This window comes from Flavonifractor hominis, assembly GCF_040095835.1.
Classification (GTDB): Bacteria; Bacillota; Clostridia; order Oscillospirales; family Oscillospiraceae; genus Flavonifractor; species Flavonifractor hominis.
The window spans coordinates 98,568-115,808 of the sequence record NZ_JBBMFT010000007.1 but is presented as its reverse complement, the minus strand read 5'-3'; the positions used below and the strand labels follow the sequence as shown (position 1 = coordinate 115,808).

The 17,241-nt window shown below is 66.5% G+C and carries 10 protein-coding genes and 1 riboswitch; all 10 genes read right to left on the bottom strand.

Annotation, left to right across the window (positions count from 1 at the left end; translation table 11 throughout):
• Positions 1–451: LacI family DNA-binding transcriptional regulator (locus tag WMO45_RS11150; RefSeq protein WP_494337559.1), on the bottom strand; the 451-nt coding region annotated here is incomplete at its 3' end.
• Positions 452–1,388: 937 nt separating this feature from the next.
• Positions 1,389–3,197: an ABC transporter ATP-binding protein gene (locus WMO45_RS11145; RefSeq protein ID WP_009260740.1), complete on the bottom strand. Its 1,809-nt coding sequence runs from the start codon at positions 3,195–3,197 to the stop codon at positions 1,389–1,391.
• Positions 3,184–4,905: an ABC transporter ATP-binding protein gene (locus tag WMO45_RS11140; protein WP_131971044.1), complete on the bottom strand. Its 1,722-nt coding sequence runs from the start codon at positions 4,903–4,905 to the stop codon at positions 3,184–3,186. The genes WMO45_RS11145 and WMO45_RS11140 overlap by 14 nt, the downstream gene beginning before the upstream one ends.
• Positions 4,857–6,101, bottom strand: coding sequence for an ABC transporter ATP-binding protein (locus WMO45_RS11135; protein ID WP_055181425.1), 1,245 nt, complete (start codon positions 6,099–6,101; stop codon positions 4,857–4,859). The genes WMO45_RS11140 and WMO45_RS11135 overlap by 49 nt, the downstream gene beginning before the upstream one ends.
• The gene (locus tag WMO45_RS11130; RefSeq protein WP_131971046.1) at positions 6,101–7,114 is read right to left on the bottom strand and encodes a FecCD family ABC transporter permease; all 1,014 of its coding nucleotides are present in this window, start codon (positions 7,112–7,114) and stop codon (positions 6,101–6,103) included. The genes WMO45_RS11135 and WMO45_RS11130 overlap by 1 nt, the downstream gene beginning before the upstream one ends.
• A gap of 45 nt (positions 7,115–7,159) precedes the next feature.
• Complete coding sequence (locus WMO45_RS11125) at positions 7,160–8,344, bottom strand: ABC transporter substrate-binding protein (protein ID WP_131971048.1); 1,185 nt, start codon at positions 8,342–8,344, stop codon at positions 7,160–7,162.
• On the bottom strand, positions 8,341–9,435 hold the full coding sequence (locus WMO45_RS11120; RefSeq protein WP_131971050.1) for a radical SAM/SPASM domain-containing protein: 1,095 nt from the start codon (positions 9,433–9,435) through the stop codon (positions 8,341–8,343). The genes WMO45_RS11125 and WMO45_RS11120 overlap by 4 nt, the downstream gene beginning before the upstream one ends.
• Complete coding sequence (locus tag WMO45_RS11115; RefSeq protein WP_131971052.1) at positions 9,432–13,178, bottom strand: cobaltochelatase subunit CobN; 3,747 nt, start codon at positions 13,176–13,178, stop codon at positions 9,432–9,434. The genes WMO45_RS11120 and WMO45_RS11115 overlap by 4 nt, the downstream gene beginning before the upstream one ends.
• Before the next feature lie 10 nt (positions 13,179–13,188).
• Positions 13,189–15,057 (bottom strand): VWA domain-containing protein, encoded by a 1,869-nt coding sequence (locus tag WMO45_RS11110; RefSeq protein WP_131971054.1) that lies wholly within the window; start codon positions 15,055–15,057, stop codon positions 13,189–13,191.
• Positions 15,050–16,057 (bottom strand): magnesium chelatase ATPase subunit I, encoded by a 1,008-nt coding sequence (locus WMO45_RS11105; protein ID WP_009260728.1) that lies wholly within the window; start codon positions 16,055–16,057, stop codon positions 15,050–15,052. Before WMO45_RS11105 ends, WMO45_RS11110 begins: the two co-directional genes overlap by 8 nt.
• A 152-nt stretch (positions 16,058–16,209) precedes the next feature.
• A riboswitch (cobalamin riboswitch) is annotated at positions 16,210–16,401 on the bottom strand.
• Positions 16,402–17,241 lie beyond the last annotated feature (840 nt).

The following is a 17,241-nucleotide window of genomic DNA, read 5'->3' as shown; positions in this document are numbered from 1 at the left end:
ACACCGGCCCTACCTCTGGCACTTCGCCGTTGACCAGTACGATGGGAAACCCTCGGTCGCTCAGCTTGCGCAGCTCCGTTTTGGCCTCTGCCGCGATATCCCCCAGCAGAATCGCCCCCGACAGCTCCGTCATTGCCCGCAGCCGTTTTACGCTCTCCAGCTGAACTGTGACCGAGTCCTCCCCGCCATAGGGCATCTCCACCAGGTGGAGATTAAAATCCCGCGCGGTTTTGCAAAACGCCCTTACTCCGGCCCAAATGGGAGTATAGTATAGTTCATTTCCTCCCTTTAAGTCCGGCAGGACCACACCGACCCAGGTTTCTCCCCGCTTGAGTGACGAAGCTGCGGCATTGCACTGATAATGCAGCGCATCTGCAATGCGCAGCACCTGCTGCCGCGTCTCTTCCTTGGGGCCGTTTTTCCCAGCCATTACCAGATGTGCTGTGGACACCGAAACTCCTGCCTTCGTTGCCACATCTTTTAGCGTTACACGTCCTGTCGTTCTTTTCATCGTCTTGCTCACTAACTTGCTTTGTCATTTTTGTTTTATTCAAACGTTGCAATTTAACGATATTCTTTTCTGCCCGGAGGCTTCTTTTTCCTTTCTCTGACAAGAGAAAGGAAAGGCACCATGGTGCCTTTTTGTTTACTAGTATGCTAATATTTTTTTACAAATCTGTCAACCCGTTTTTGTATAATCAAACTATTTTGTGTATATTGCATATTTTTATTTCTTTATTAAAATGTATTACTCCTTTAAATGGATTGAAATTTACATTTATTATTCATTATATAGCAGATATAGTTCAATTTTGTTTCTATATTTCTTTGGCAGTTTGTATAAAGTAAGTTTGCTGCCACATTGCAGTTACATAAAATGAAACTTTTCATTTAAAAATTTACATGCATTATTATATGTAGCAAAACCGTATACATCTGTACATTTGTGTTTTTTCTTTTAAACCTATTCCATCCGCAATCAGGGATCCATTCCATTTAGAACCAGAGTGTTAGAAATGTGTTAGAAACGCAAAAATAGAAAGACTCAAAAAGTATAAAAAGTACCGCAATCCAACGGATTGCGGTACTTTTTCTGGTTGCGGGGGCAGGATTTGAACCTACGACCTCCGGGTTATGAGCTGCTACCGGCAGTTCAATCCTTTGATTTCAAGTGCTTTCCGACCCTTTTCGTTCCAGAAAACTGCCAAATCCCGGAGGTCGTATGCTGCCTGCTCCGCTGGGATTTTTCCCGTTCTGGGTCAAGTCATGGGTCAAAGTAGCAACACGTTATCAGAAATTCGTCACTATAAGACAAAACACCCCAACGGAGGCGCAAGGTCAAAAGAACAATGGCCTGCTGGTCATAAATTACATTCAAAACGACTGATTCATTGAAGCACACTCCAATAAACTCCTCGCTTTTTCATCAGTTCATCATATGTGCCGGACTCCACGATCCCCCGCTCCCCCACCACAAAGATGCGGTCGGCCCGGCGGATGGTGGAGGGACGGTGGGCGATCAGGAAGCAGGTGCGGCCCTCCAGCAGGCGGAGGGTGGCCTGCTGGAGCCGCTGCTCCGTGGTAGTATCCACACTGCTGGTGGCCTCGTCCAGGATGAGGATAGGCGCCCGGCTCACCAGGGCCCGGGCCATGGCCAAAAGCTGGTACTGCCCCTGGCTGAATTCCCCGGCCGCCCCCGACATGAGGGTTTGGTACCCCTGGGGCAGGCGCTGGATGAAACCGTGGGCATGGGCCAGTTTTGCCGCATGGACAACCTCCGCCTCCGTGGCCTCCGGGCGGGCATAGCGCAGATTGTCCAGCACCGTGCCGCGGAAAAAGACGGTCTCCTGGAGCACCACGGAGAAGCACCGGCTCAGTCCTTCCCGGCTGTACCGACCGAGGGGCACGCCGTCCAGCCGGATCTCCCCCGCCGTCGGCTCATAGGCCCGGATCAGCAGGTTGACCAGGGTGGTCTTGCCCGCGCCGGTCTCCCCCACAAATGCGGCCACCTCCCCTGCCCTGACGCGGAAGCTCACATGCTCCAGCACCGGCCTGTCCGGCTCATAGGAGAAGGACACATCCGCAAAGGACACCTCTCCCCGCACCGTCCGGGGTGAGACTGCACCCGGGACATCGGGGGGCAGCTCCGGCTCGTCCAAAATCTCAAAGAGCCGCTCGGCCCCAGCGACGGCCTGCTGAATGCTGGAAAAGAGGGCGGCAATGCTGTTCAGGGGCCGCCCCAACTGCCGGGAGTAGCCCAGGAAGCTGACCACCAGCCCAACGCTCACCGCGCCGCGGAGGGCCAGCACGCCCCCGGCGCAGGCGATCAGGGCAAAGCCCAGGTTGTTGACCATGTTCACCAGCGGGCTGAGCAGGCCGGCGCAGATCTGCGCCTTCACCGATGTGGCGCACAGCGCCCCGTTCATCTGGTCAAACCGCGCCAACAGCTCTTCCTGCTGGTGGTAGAGCTTCACCGTGCGGCTGTTGGAGAGGGACTCCTGCACCAGGCCGCTCAGGCGGCCCAGCTCATCGGCCTGCCGGCGGTAGAGCGTCCTGCTCCGCCGGGAGATCAGGCGGGTGCACAGGGCGATCACCGGCACAGTTGCCAGGGCCGTCAGAGTGAGCAGCGGGCTGAGGGCCGCCATGATGGCCAACGCCCCCGCCACCATCAGCAGGCTGGACAGGAGCTGAGTCACCGTCTCAGCCGCCACGGTGCTGACGTTGTCGGCATCGCTGACCAGGCGGTTCATGGTATCCCCATGGGGGTGGCGGTCAAAGTAGGACAGGGGCAGCCGCCCCAGCTTGGCAAAGCACTCCCTCCGGATGCGGGCCACCATCCGCTGGGAGAGGATCTCCATCCAGCGGCGTCGGCCCCAGTTGCCGAGCCACTGTGCCGCCGCGGCCCCTGCCAGAGTGGGCAGCAGCACTGACAGAGCGGCACGCTCCACGCCGCCCCAAGGCAGAAAGCAGTCCACCGCCCGTCCCAGCAGATAGGGTACCGCCAGGGCCGCCCCGGTGGAGAGCAGGGTAAGGCACACCACCAGCAGCAGCTCCCTGCCCCAGCGGGCGTAGAGGGCCAGGAGCCGCCGCACGGTGCCCCGCCCGTCCCTGGCCCTGGCGTGGGGGCCGAAGCGCTGCTGGAGGCTCCGCCGCTGGGGAGGCAGCACAGGGCCGCCGGACGCTTCACCGTGTGCCATCTTCTCCCTCCTCTTCCGGGGCCTGAGAGGCCCAGATTTCCCGGTAGGTGGGGCAGGTGTCCAGCAGGCTCCGGTGAGTGCCCAGACCCACCTGCCTCCCCTCCTCCAGCACCAGGATCCGATCTGCCGTGCGGGCCGCGCGCACCTTCTGAGTGATGTGGAGCACCGCCTGCCCCGGCCGCCGCTCCAATCCATCCAGCACCCTCCGCTCAGTGGCCGGGTCCAGGGCGCTGGTACAGTCATCCAGCACCAGCACCGCGCCTCCCCGCACTAGAGCCCGGGCCAGAGAGAGCCGCTGCCGCTGTCCCCCGGAGAGGTTGACGCCCCCCTGAACTAGCACGGCGTCCAGGCCGCCGGCCTCCGCCACGAAGTCGGCGGCCTGAGCAGTCTCCAGGGCGGCACAGAGCTGTGCCTCCCCCGCGCCCCGGTCACCCATGGACAGATTTTCCCGGATGGTGCCGGAAAAGAGGGCGCTCCGCTGGGCGGCCACCACCACCTGCCGCCGCACCCGCACCAGGGGAAGGCGACTCATGGGCCGCCCGCCCAGGTACAGCTCTCCCTTCTGGGGCTCATAGAGCCGGGCGCACAGCCAGGCCAGGGTGGTCTTGCCCGCGCCGGTGGGACCCACCACCGCCAGCCGCTCCCCCCGCCGCAGTGTGAAGGAGATGTCCTGCAGGGCGGGCACGCCGCTTCCCCCGGGGTAGGCGAAGGTCACATGGCGCAGCTCCAGCACCGGCTCCTCCACGCCTGTCTCCTCCGGCCCCTCCAGGGTTCCCTCCTCCGGGAGAGCCAGCACCTCCTCCACCCGCCGGACGGAGGTTCTGGCCCGGATGAGCAGCTTGAACACGTCAATGAGAGTCATCAGGGAGGTGAGCATCTGGGTCATATAGGTGACGAGGGCGGACACCGTGCCCGCCTCTGCCCCGCCGCACCCCGCCGCCCACAGCACCGCCGCGATGCCCAGGTTGACAGTGAGGGTGACCAGGGGGGCGAACCAGGCCGACAGGAGCTGAAGCCGGATGCCGGACTCCTCCAGCTCTCCGTTGGACGCCTGAAAGCGGCGGTTTTCCCACTCCTCCCGCCCCAGGGCCCGGATGAGGCGGATGCCGCGCAGAAATTCCTCCACGGTGGTGTTGACCCGGTCCATGGCCTCCCGCACCCGGCGGAAGCGCCGGCCGCTCTCCGCCAGATAGGCCGTGATGAGAGCCGTCACCCCCAGCACCACCGCCAGCACAATCCAGCTCAGCCCCATGTCCAGCCCCATGGCATAGACCACGCTGCCCACGCACAGGGCGGGGGCCTTGACACCAATGCGCAGGGCGGAGTTCACCGATCTGGAGAGCTGGTCACAGTCGCTGGACATCCGCGTGACCAGGGCGCCGCTCCCGAGCTGATCCACGCCCCCCTCGGTCAGGCGGAGGCATTTGGCAAACAGCGTCCGGCGGAGCTCGGCCCCAAACCGCTGGGAGGCCGTGCCGGAGCAGAAGTTGCGCACCAGCACGCACAGGATGCCCGCCAGGGCCGCCACCGCCATCCAGCCCCCCAGCTCCAGGACGCGGCCCAGTTCCCCCGTGCGCACCCCCTCGTCGATCATCCGCGCCATCAGGGTAGGCAGCAGCAGTTCACAGTTGGCCTCCAGCAGGACAAACAGGAGGGCCGTCAGACAGTACCAGCGATAGCGCCTGAGGCAGCGCCAGACGAGGGACACACCCCTCCCCCCTTTCCGGCCGCCAGGCGGGCGGCCTCGTCCATCAGGGCCCGGACGGTGTCAAATGGCCGGGCGGCCTCCAGGCTCTCCAGCCGCTCCCTCCGCAGGGTGAGCACCGGCACCCCCGCCCCGGCCGCCGCCCGCAGCAGCTCCAGATTCTCCCGGTTGTAGGGGCCGATGGCGGCCCCGCTGTCCACCACACAGGCGGACGAACAGGCCGCCGCCACCGCGGCGCGCAGGGTGTCCGGCGCGGGAGGGGAAAAGCTCTCCGCCTCATACCGGCGGGCGGCCAGGGTCTCCGCCACCGCCCAGTCCACGTCACACCGCTGGAGAATCCCGGTGGCAAAGGGGAGCCCCCTCTTTTGCAGGGCCCGGAAGCAGGGGGCCCCTCTGCCTTCTCCGGGCACCACGAATACCCGCGGCTCCCCTGCCGCGCCGCACAGCTCCACGCTGCCCAGCAGCAGGTTGAAGCTGCCGTCGTGGATATCGTAGAGCTGGCGGATGGTGTCGTCATCCAGTACGTCCTCCGGCGCGCCGCAGCGGAAGATGGCGTTATCCTTTACCAGCACCACCACGTCGGCCAGCTTGGTGGCCAGATCCACCTCGTGGAGGGAGAGCACCACGGACAGCCCCCGGCTGGCGGTCATCTCCCGGAGGATGTCCAGCAGCTCGATCTTGTGGCGGATGTCCAGATAGCTGGTGGGCTCGTCCAGGACGATCACCTCCGGCTGCTGGCACAGGGCCCGGGCCAGCAGCACCCGCTGCTTCTGGCCGTCGCTGAGTTCGGTAAACCGCTGCTCCCGCAGCTCCAGAGCGTTGACCCGGGCCATGGAGTCCTCCACGATGCGCTGATCCTCCCTGGAGAGCTTTCCGAAGTGGTTGGTGTAGGGGTAGCGCCCGGCGGCCACCACCTCCCAGCAGGTCATGAGCTCCGGCTCGATGCGGTCGGTGAGCACCACCGACACGTGGCGGGCCAGCTCCTTGTCGCTCATGCCGTCCAAATCCCGGCCGCCGATGGCCACCACGCCGCCCAGCTTTGTCAGATGGCGGGTGATGCTGCGCAGGATGGTGGATTTGCCGGAGCCATTGGGGCCGATCAGGCAGAGAATGCCCCCCTGCCAGATGCCGATATCGATGTCCTCGATGAGGGGCCGGCGATGGTAGCCCACCGACAGCTTCTGGGTCTCAAAATACATCAGCCATTCCTCCTGCGCTTGATCATCAGCCAGATCACCACGGGGGCGCCCAGCACCGAGGTGACGGTGCTGATGGTGAGCTCCGTGGGGGAAAAGGCCGTGCGGGCGATGAGGTCGCAGGCCAGGCAGAACACGCTTCCCGTGAGGAAGGTGGCCGGTATGAGCACCATGGGCCGGGAGGTGCGGAAGATCAGGCGGGTGATGTGGGGCACGGCGATGCCCACAAAGGAGATGGGGCCGGCAAAGGCGGTGACGCAGGCCGACAGGATGCTGGACAGGAGGATCAGGGCCACACGGAAGCCCTTGACGTTGACCCCCATGCTCTTGGCGTAGTTCTCACCCAGCAGATAGGCCCCCAGGGGCTTGGACAGGAGAAACACCAGCACCACCGTGGGGATGGTGATCAGGGCGGAGGCCCCCAGGGTGGCCCAGGTCATGCCGGAGAAGCTGCCCATCGTCCAGATGGTGAAATTCTGGAGCTGGCTGCTCTCGGCGAAGGTGATCATGAAGTCGGTGCCCGCGTCGCAGATGTAGCCGATCATCATGCCGATGACCAGCAGCATGGCTAGGTTCTGCACCCGGCTGGACACGGCCAGCACCAGAGCCATGGCCGCCAGTGCCCCGGCGAAGGCCGCCAGGAAGATGACGTAGGGGGAGAAGCCCTCCGTCACAATGGGGGTGGCCGCCAGGAGGAAGAAGCCCACAAACAGGCGGGAGCCGGAGGAGATGCCCAGCACAAAGGGGCCGGCGATGGGGTTTTTGAAAAAGGTCTGGAGCAGGAAGCCCGCGATGGACAGCGCCCCGCCCAGCAGGGCAGCCCCCAGCAGGCGGGACAGGCGGATTTTCCAGAGGATATTGCCCTCCGTGGTGCCGTCGTTGCCCCAGCGGAGGAGGGTGAGCATGCGCTCCAGGCTCAGATGCACCGAGCCGGTATTGATGTTCCAGTAAAACAGGGCGGCCATCAGTATTGCCAGCACAACAAATCCCACGGCGTTTCTTGTGTGTTGTCTCATAGGCCTCTCTCCTTTTCCGCGCGTTCCCCTGCCGGGCTCCGCGGCTTATTCGGCGGGCAGCTTATAGAAGTAGTGGAGCTGATCCGCGTCCTCGGGGTGGTAGATAATGGTGGCAATGTCCTCGATCATGGTGGCCACGTCGTCGGCAGACTGCCAGTAGTTCTTCTGGATGCCCCAGACGTTGCCCTCCTGGATGGCCTTCATATCCGCCAGATAGTCCCCGTTGGCCAGAATGTCTGCCACGGTGGACACGCTGACGTCGCTGGTGTTGTCATAGATCAAGATCTCGGCGTCCACCGCCCCCTGATAGAACTTCTCCACGGTCATCTTGGTGTTGCCGCCCTGGCCGGGCTCCAGCTCCGCAAAGGGATAGGTGCCGCCGGCCAGCTCCAGCATCTTGTTGACATAGTCGCCGCCATTGCGCACGTAGACGGTACCCTTGAAGATATAGGTCTGGAGGATGGTGGGGTGCTCACTCTCCCCGGCCACGCTCTCGGCCACGGCATTCACCCGCTGCACCTCTTCGTCGAAGTAGGCGTCGGCCTCCTCCTCCATGTCCAGCAGGGCGCCCACCAGCTTGACCCACTCCACGCGGCCCAGGGGGTGGTTCTCCAGGTGCTGGCTGTCGGCGATGTAGGGGATGCCCAGCTCGTCCAGCTTGGCCAGCACCTCGTCGCTGCCGTGCATGGTGTTGGCGGAGATCAGGATGATCTGGGGCGCGGCGGCGCTGATGAGCTCATAGTCGGGGGCGGAGTTCTTGCCCACATAGGTGGTGGTGCCGTCCTCAATCTGCTGGGCAACCTGCTCGATATGCCATTTATCCTTGTCGGTGGTCACCAGACTCACCTTGTCCAGCGCCCCGATGGCGTGAAACAGGGTGGCGTGGGTGGTGGAGAAGCAGCCCAGCTTGGTCAGCGGGGCCTGGAGAACGGTCATGTCCCCCGTGTCGTCCGGCGCCTCTCCCCCCTCGGGCACCCACAGGAACTTCTGTCCCGCGCCGTCGGTGATGATCTTACAGCCGTTGGCACAGTAGTCCACCGCGAAGTTGTTGGCATACTGGAGCTCCATGCTGCGCACCACGGTCAGGTCGTTCTTGTCTGCCGCAGCGGTCTCCACCACGGGGGACGGGCTGGGACTCTCCGGCACAGTCTGCTGGCCGCAGCCCGCCGCTGTGAGCAGCAGGGCGGCGGTCAGGCACAGCCCGGCCGCCCGATTCAGATGGTGTATCATTGCGATTCCTCCTTGTCATCTGGTTCTTCTCTATCTGGAAACGCGGTTTTCCACGTATTCCACCACTCCAATTTCCCCTCCAGCCGGCAGGCGTGCTCCAGCATCCTCCGGTGCATCTGGCAGTCCAGGGGGGAGGGCCCGGCCCGCCGGGCGGCAGGACAGCCCCCGCCGCACAGGCCGAAGGCGGGACAGCGGGCGCATTCCTCCGGCGGTTCCAGCCCGGGGCAGGGACTCTGCGGCAGGGCCGTCCCCGCGCCCAGCGTCCCCAGGAGGCACCCCTCCGCCCCGGCCAGGGCGGAGCAGGGCCACAGACGGCCGTCCGGCGTCACCGCCAGGGAGCGCCCGGTCTGGGCGTTGCAGTAGCAGTCCCGTCTGCAGCCCGTGCGCAGCAGCAGGCGCAGGCGCTCCAGCTCCTTGAGCCGCACCGGGCGGCCCAGCCGGGCCAGCTGATCGTGACGGGCCAGCAGGCGGTTCAAACCCTCGGCCAGCGCCTGGGGGGAGGGGGACAGCCCCGCCCCCGCGCCCCGGCCCTGGGGCCGCACCAGATCCAGGCCCACACCGTGGACGTTGCCGCACCACAGGGCGAAGTCCAGCAGACGGTCCAGGCCGCGCACACTGCCCGCCGACACCACCGCGGTCAGGTTGGCCGCCATGCCGGCCGCCGCCAGGGTCTGGAGCCCGCGGGCCGTCGCCTGGAAGGAGGGCTCCCCCTCCGGGGTGCGGCGGGCGGCGTTGTCCGGGCCCACCCCGTCCAGGCTCACCCCCACGGCCACCCGCCGGGCCCTCAGCTCCCGGCAGAGCGCCGGTGTGAGCAGCGTGCCGTTGGTCTGGATGGCGGCGTGGAACCTCCGTCCGGAGGCCCGGCCGAAGTCCAGCACCTTCGCCGCCGTGTCCCAGCGCAGCAGGGGCTCCCCGCCAGTGAACTGGATGCGCAGGGCTCCCCCCGGCGGGCAGGCCAGATCCACGGCCTCTGCCGCCCGCTCGGGGGAGAGATCCTCACCCGCCGGCCCGCTCCCGGCGTAGCAGTAGCCGCAGGCCAGATTACAGCGGTTGGTGAGGCGCAGCACCAGGGTGTCCAGCCCGCCCTTCATTGAAAGCCGTCCTCCATCACGCCCTCCATGTCCATGTAGATGCGCCGGATGGCCCGCAGCTCCTCCTCACCCGCCTGCCACATACCCCGCTGGTGGGCCTCCAGGAAGCGTTCGCTCATCTGGAGCACCGCCGCGTCGTTGACCTGCTCCATCCACCGGCGGGTCTCCTCGTCCAGGAGGAACTGCCGCGCCATGGCGTCGTACATCCAGTTGGAGGCCACCTCCGCCGCCGCGTCCCAGCCAAAAAAGGTGTCAAAGGTGGTGGACAGCTCCTGGGCGCCCTTGTAGCCGTGGCGCTTCAGGCCCTCCAGCCACTTGGGATTGAGGATGCGGCTGCGCATGACCCGGGCCAGCTCGGTCTCTACACGGGCGGTCTCCGGTCGGGCGGGGTCGGCGGTGAGGCCCGCCACGGAGACGGGCCTCTGCCCGCTGCAGTCCCGGACGCAGGCGATCAGGCCGCCATGATAGCTGTAAAAATCGTCGCTGTCCAGCATGTCGATCTCCACCGACGACTCGTTCTTGATGGTCATCCCCACGGAGGACAGCTGGCTGCGGAACAGCTCCGGCATGGCCTGGCCGTGGAAGCGGCTGCTGTACCCGTGGGCGCTCCAGAGGGTGTAGACCTGGCTCAGATCCCTCCAGCTCTCCCAGTTCTGGCTGTGGATGGCCTTGCTCACCCCTGCGCCGTAGGTGCCGGGTGGGCAGCCGAACACCCGCAGGGATGCTTGCTCTAACGCCTCATTTTCGCTCAGGCCCTCGGCCACCAGCCGCTTCCGCTCCTGGTCGGTGTGCTTTTTGACAAAGTTCTGCTCCGGGGGCTCATCCAGGCCGGCCACGGCCAGCACCGCCCGCTCCACCAGCTCCACCACGTTGGGGAAGGTGTCCCGGAACAGGCCGCTGATGCGCAGCACCGCGTCGATGCGGGGGCGGCCCAGCTCCGCCAGGGGGATGGGCTCCACCCCCACCACCTTGTCCGTCTGGCCCAGATAGCGGGGGCGCACCCCCATCAGGGCGAACACCTCTGCGATGTCCTCTCCGTTGGTTTTCATGCACTCGTCGGAGTAGACCACGATCGCTACACTCTCCGGCCAGGGTTCCCCCTTCTGGGCCCGGTAGGCGTCGACCGCCTGCTCCGCCAGCGCCTGTCCCACCGTCCATGCCGCCCGGCTGGGTACGGCGGCGGGGTCGATGGCGTAAAAGTTCCGGCCCGTGGGCAGGATGTGGGCATTCCCCCGGGAGGGACTGCCTCCGGGCAAGGGCGGGACAAAGCGCCCCTCCACCCCCGCCAGCAGCAGATCCAGCTCGTCCGTGGTTTGGCGCAGCCGGGGCGCCGCCTGGGTGCAGACAAAGTCCAGCACCCGCGCCAGCGGGGTGGTGTCCCCCGGAAAGCCCTCCTCCGCCAGGAGCTCCGCCGCAGCCTCCGGCCGGTAGCCCTCCGCCGACAGGCGGGCAAAGAGCCGCCGGGCCGTCGCAATCGCCCCGTCCACAATGCGCAGGGCGGTGCGCCCGTCGGGGTAGAGCCGCTCCGGCGCGGCCCGCAGCTCCTCGGGCGCCCACCCCTGGGCCAGCAGTATGCTGTCCTCCAGGGCGGGCACGGCGCCGTTTGGCACCCGCACCAGGGCTCGGGCCAGGTGGTCGAAGCGCTCCCCCTCTGGGGGCTGGCCGTAGATGTGCAGGCCGTCCCGCACCAGGGAGGTCTTGATGCGGCTCATCCAGCGGTGGAGGCGGGCCACCCCATCCTCCGGCTCGGCCTCCAGATCCGCCCGCTCCATCTGGAGGTCGGCAGTCACCTCCAGCTCCTCCGCCAAGGTGAAGATCCGCTCCAGCAGTGCGGGCACCTGGGCAGGCCGGGCCTGGCGGGCGTGATAGTAGCCGTCGATGGCCTCGTCCAGATCGGTGAGGCCGCCGTAGGTGTCCGCGTCGTCCATGGAGGGGATCAGGTGGTCGAGTATGCAGGCGTAGGAGCGGCGCTTGGCCTGCATCCCCTCCCCCAGGATGCTGATGTTGTAAATGTAGAGGTGGGGCACCCCGCCGATGCAGATGTCTCCGAAGCAGCCGGAGGACAGGCCGATCTCCTTGCCCGGTAGCCACTCCAGGGTGCCGTGGGTGCCCACGTGGAGCACCACGTCCGCCCCGAACACCTCGTCCACCCAGCGGTAAAAGGCCAGGTAGGAGTGGGGCGGGGTGCTGTCGGTGCTGTGGTAGAGCTCCTCCGCCCGCTCCGGCGCCGAGCGCATGGGCTGCACCCCCACAAAGAGGCTGCCGTTTCGGATGCCGGGGATGACGATCTGGCCCCCGGACACCATCACGGTGCCCGGGGCGGGGCCCCAGCTCTCCTCCATCTGGGCCCGGGTCTCGGGGTTAAGACGGTCGAACCACCCCTGATACTGCTCCGCCGGCACCGTGGCCTCCGCCCGCTCCAGCGCGGCCTCCGGGGAGAGCCAGCGGTTGTCGTTGGTCACCGCCGCCCGGATGCGGGCAATGATCTCCGCCCCGCTGGAAAAGGAGTAGGCTGTGCGCAGGCCCTGGCTCTCCAGGGCCCGCACCACCCGGAATACCGTCTCCGGCGTGTCCAGGCCGTGGGCGCTGCCGATGGTGTCGCTGCGGGGCGGCATGTTGTGAAAGATGACGGCCACCTTTTTCTCCGGCATGGGCTTGCGGGCCAGTTCCGCCCAGCGGCAGGCCAGCTCCGCCACCCTCGTCACCCGGTCGGGCAGGGGGCGGCACACCTTCCGCCCGTCCGCCGTCCGCTCCGTCACCGCGTAGGGCACGGAAATGAGCTGCCCGTCAAACTCCGGCTGGTAGACGCACACGGGCAGGGAGACCAGATCCAGGCCCCGGATATCCCGCCGGTACTCGTCAGCACTGAAGTAGGTGGTGAGTCCCTGGATCACCGGCAGGCCCCAGTTCTCAAACACGCTGGCGGGCACCTGGCCCGCCCGGGCCTCCCGCCCGGCCAGGGTGGTCAGGCTGAAGCCGTAGGACACCACCAGCGCCCCCGGAATGGGGGTGCCGTCCGCCCTGCGGTAGAACCGCTCCATCCGGTAGAGGATGCCCTGCTCCGTCCCGTGGTCGGCGGCGAAGGAGTCGGACAGGGCGTATGGGACGCCCCCCCGGGCCTGAATGGCCCGCAGCAGGGCGTCCACATGCTCCAGATTGCCGGTTCTGGCGTAGTGGTCATGGATCAGCACACCGATGACCGGCCGGGTCTCGGCGGCCATCCGTGTCCGGTACCCCGCCTCCCTCTCCGGCGGCAGGAAGCCCTCCAGGGTGTACACCCCCTGCCCCCGGGGCGGGCTCGGAGGGCTGAGGGGATAATCCCCGCCGAAGCGGCCGTTGAGGGCGCAGAGCACCAGCCCCTCCAGATCCCCCGGGCTCCCCGCCTGGTAATAGCTGTCCAGCGCGGCGTAGAGGGCCGGCTCCAGCCCCAACCTGGGGAGCAGCTCGGCCAGCTCGTCCCCCATGGTGGAGGTAAAATAGACCGGCCGCCCCTCCAGCGCCTCCCACAGCCGGGAAAAGCAGTACAGGTTCTGAATCGAGCCATGGGAGGCCAGAAAGGCCATGTCCGCCGCCGCGCCGTCGGCCAGAAGGGCCCGCTCCAGCCCGGCGTCGGCATTTATCTCCCGCACGGAGTAGACCCTGCCCTCCACCGCGCCGGGGTACCGGCGCTCCAGGGCGGCCAGGGCCTGAGGCAGGGCCCAGAGCCGGTATTCATTCATGAGCACGAAAAGCAGCTTTACCATAGACGCCTCCTTAACCCGCCGCCGGGCTGTGGCCGCGCACCAGCTGGGCCAGCGGCCTGGCCCGCAGCTCCTCCACCCGGTAGCAGGGCGCACCCATCACCTGGGCCACCTGAGCCGCCAGCCCCAGAGAGACAAACTGCCGCTCGGTGTCGATCACCACCGCTGGGATGTGGGCCTCCGCCACCCGCCGGGCGGCCCGCAGGGCCTCCTCCACCGGGTCGCCGCCCCGGCTGAAATTGGCCCGGCCGTCGGTGATGAGCACCAGCAGGGGCAGGGAATCCCGCACCCGGCGGCGCTGCCGCTCCAGCATGCGGCGGGCCTCCTCTAGCCCAGCGGCCAGCGGGGTCCGCCCGCCGGTGGGGAGGGCCTGGAGCTCCCGCTGGGCCAGCTCCACGCTGCGGGTGAGCTCCAGCACAGCGGCGGCCTCCCCGCCCCGGAAGGCCACCAGCCCCACCTGATCCCGCTTCTGGTAGGAGTCCATCAGCATGGAGAGCACCGCCTCCTTGACCTCCTTCATCCGCCTGGCCGCACCCATGGAGCCGCTGGCGTCCACGGCGAACACGATGTCCGCACCCACGCGGCTTTCCCGCACCTTCACCCGCAGGTCGGGGGGCAGGATGACCAGGCCGGACTGCCCGCCGCCCCGGCTCCACTGATAGGGGGCGGCGGCCCGCAGCGTGGCGCCCACCGCCAGATCTTCCGCCTTCCCCCGGGGGATGCGGTCGCCCACGGCCCGCCCCCGCCGGGTGGCGGAGCGGGTCTTGCTGCGCCGCCCGCTGCCCCGGCGGGCCAGGCGGTCGGCCCGGGTGGTGAGCAGGGCTCTCACCTCGTAGAGGTTCTCCCCCTGCTCCAACCGCTCTCGGGACGGCCCCTGCTCCGTGGGTGGCGCGGGGGCCTGAACCCCCTCCTGCGGCGGCCCGTCGGCGGGGTGGGACTCGTCCGCCGGTCCATCCCCGCCCCCGGCCTGTCCGTCCGCTCCAGATCCCCGAGGGGGCTCCTCCCCTCTCTCCTGTCGCGGGGGCGGGCCTTCGCTTCCCTCCCGCCTGCGGTGGGGCAGGGCCAGCTCCGCCGCCGTGTGGAGATCCTCCAAGTTGATGTAAGTGCGCCCGGCCAAGGCGGCCAGGGCGCGGGCGGTGTGCAGGATGGCCAGCTCCGCCCGGTGCCCGGCGGCGTTGGCCTGCCGGGCCAGCAGGCAGGCGGCCTGCTCCTCCGCCTCCCCCACGTCCACCTGGGGCAGCAGGGCGCGGGCGGCGGCCAGCTGCCCGGCCAGCCGCTCCTCCCGCCGGGCCCACTGGGCGCGAAAGGCGGCGGGGTTTTCCTCAAAGGCCAAGCGGCGGCGCACCACCTCTTTCCGGGCCTCCGGCTCCCGCTCCCCCGTTACCGCCACATAGAGGCCGAAGCGGTCCAGCAGCTGGGGGCGGAGCGTCCCCTCCTCCGGATTCATGGTGCCCACCAGGGCGAAGCGGGCGGGGCAGGTGTGGGAGATGCCGTCCCGCTCCACCCGGCACACTCCGGTCTCCAGCGTGTCCAGCAGGGCGGCGGTCAGGGCGGAGGGGAGCAGATTTACCTCGTCGGCATAGAGCACCGCCCCGTCGGCCCGGGCCAGCAAACCGGGCTGGAAGGTTCTGCAGCCGGTGCGCACCGCCGCCTCCAGCTCCACACCGCCCAGCAGCATGTCCTCCGTGGCGCTTACCGGCAGCTCCAGCAGGCGCACTCCGTCCAGGCCGCCCAGGGCCCGCACCAGAGTGGACTTGGCCGTCCCCTTTTCCCCGCACAGCAGCACCCCGCCGATGCGGGGCTCCACCGCCAGGCAGAGGAGGGCCTGCTTTGCCCGCTCCTGCCCCACCACGGCGGTGAAAGGATACAGGGGCCTATCCATAGAACAGCGCCTCCCAGTCGATGCCGGCATCTCCAGCCTGCTCAAACGGGGCCCGGCGCAGGCGGTGGGGCAGGGCCAGTTCCGCCGCCCGCCGCAGCTCCTCCATTCCGGCCTCCGTCCGGCCCTCCAGAGCCGCCAGAGCCCGTGCCGTCTTGAGCATGGTGATGTCCGCCCGGTGGCCGTCCACCTGGAGAGCGGTGCACACCCGGGCCACGGTATCGAACAGGGGCTCGGGCAGGGACACCTGGGGCAGCAGGGCCTGGGCCGACCCGATCCGACGCCGGAGGGCCTCCTGCTCCGGCGCCCAGCGGGCGCAGAAGGCGGCGGGGTTTTCCTCAAAGGCCAGGCGGCGGCGCACCACCTCCTTGCGGGCCTCCGCCTCCTGTTCGCCGTGCACCTCCACCATCAGGCCGAAGCGATCCAGCAGCTGGGGCCGCAGATCCCCCTCCTCCGGGTTCATGGTGCCCACCAGGATGAAGCGGGCCGGATGGCTGTAGGAGATCCCCTCCCGCTCCACGGTGTTGACCCCCATGGCGGCGGAGTCCAGCAGCACGTCCACAATGTGATCCTCCAGCAGGTTGATCTCGTCCACGTAGAGGATATTTCCATTGGCCTGGGCCAGCAGGCCGGGCTCAAAGGCGCGGACGCCCTCCTTCAGCGCCCGCTCCAGATCCAGGGTGCCCACCACCCGGTCCTCGGTGGCGCTTACGGGGAGCTCCACCACTCGGCGGCGGTAGGGAACGGCGCGGCGGGCCGGGCTGGACCGGCACTCGTCGCACAGCGCCTCACCATCCATCCGGCAGTGGAAGGGGCACCCCTCCGCCACCTCCACCTCGTCCATCAGCTCTGCCAAACCGCGCACCGCCGTGGACTTGGCCGTTCCTTTCTCCCCCTGGATCAGCACGCCGCCCAGGCGGGGCTCCACCAGGTTGAGCAGCAGCGCGGTTTTCAGCTTTTCCTGCCCCACCAGGGCTGAGAAGGGGTATTCGTATCGTTCCATTTGCGCATGACCGCCTTTCTGTATCGGGAAGATGAACGCAAAAAACCGGGGTCGGAGCGTGCTCCGATCCCGGTTTTCCTGCAAACAGTTCATCCCCCGCCTACGGGGGATATTCCTCTGCCGCACACTGGCTCCTGAGATCCGAAGAGCATGTCCTGTGCACGCAGCAGGCAGGTTTTCTGACTCATGCGTCTCCGTCCACGCCAGCCTTCCCGGCATTACCTGCCAGTGGCATTTTTGGCGGGACTCCGCAATTACAGCAGCGGCCCTGTGCGGGAGTTTCACCCGGCTTCCCTTTTCCGTCTCCACCCGGAGGGGAGACGCACCTGTGCGTTCGCTATTTTATTTGTAGCAACTTGATTGTATTCCCCATTTTATTCGTTGTCAATCGTTAATTTCCTTTCGGAGAGATTTTGCCCATTCTGAGGTGGAGGCGAACTGCCGTAAGTGCCTGCCAAACGCCTTTTGCGGGCGGAAACCCGCACCCACTTCTCGGGAGAAGCGCACAGCGTGCGGCAAAGTGCAGAGAGGGACAAGCCAGGGAGCGACCGCCGTCACGGCCGTGTCACCCCTGTGTGCCGGTTTCGGGGCAGGGGTGGGGCAGGGCCCCCTGAAACGGGATTTTGGCGGCGTTGGGCCGCGTGTGGGCAAGTGGTTCCTGGGCGGGAGTGTCACGGAAAATCTGCCCTCCCAGAGTAGCATGAATTCCAGAGAGAAAAGGCCTCCGGGGGCCCGATTCTGGGTTCTCCGGAGGCGTTCGATTTTAGTACTAGGATAAAGGACCGACGTCGGTGAACCGCCGCCGGCCCAATCACAACGCCCCGCAGTGCGGGGCGTGCCAAGGGGTTGCGGGATTTCGGCTCAGACCAAGCTTAGGTGGTCGCTGAAGGCGGAGTTCGAAGTTTTAGGTGGTCGGTAGTATTGAGAAAGGCAGTGTTACCAGCTGGTTCCAGCCTTTTTGACCGCCGCTGTGGGGGCGTTTGGGCTGGGGACATCCTTCCACGCCGGGGTACGCAAATCCTGCGCCACATAAAACAAAGATAGGGTCTTTTGCGCTGGACGGGAAATGATACGTTGTAACAAAGAAAAGGCAAATGATAATGTTCTGTTAACTCTGCGTCGTTGGCCTAGCTATTTCTCCTCTTCTGCGGTATGTTGTGTTGCTGCAAAGGAGGTAATAAGCC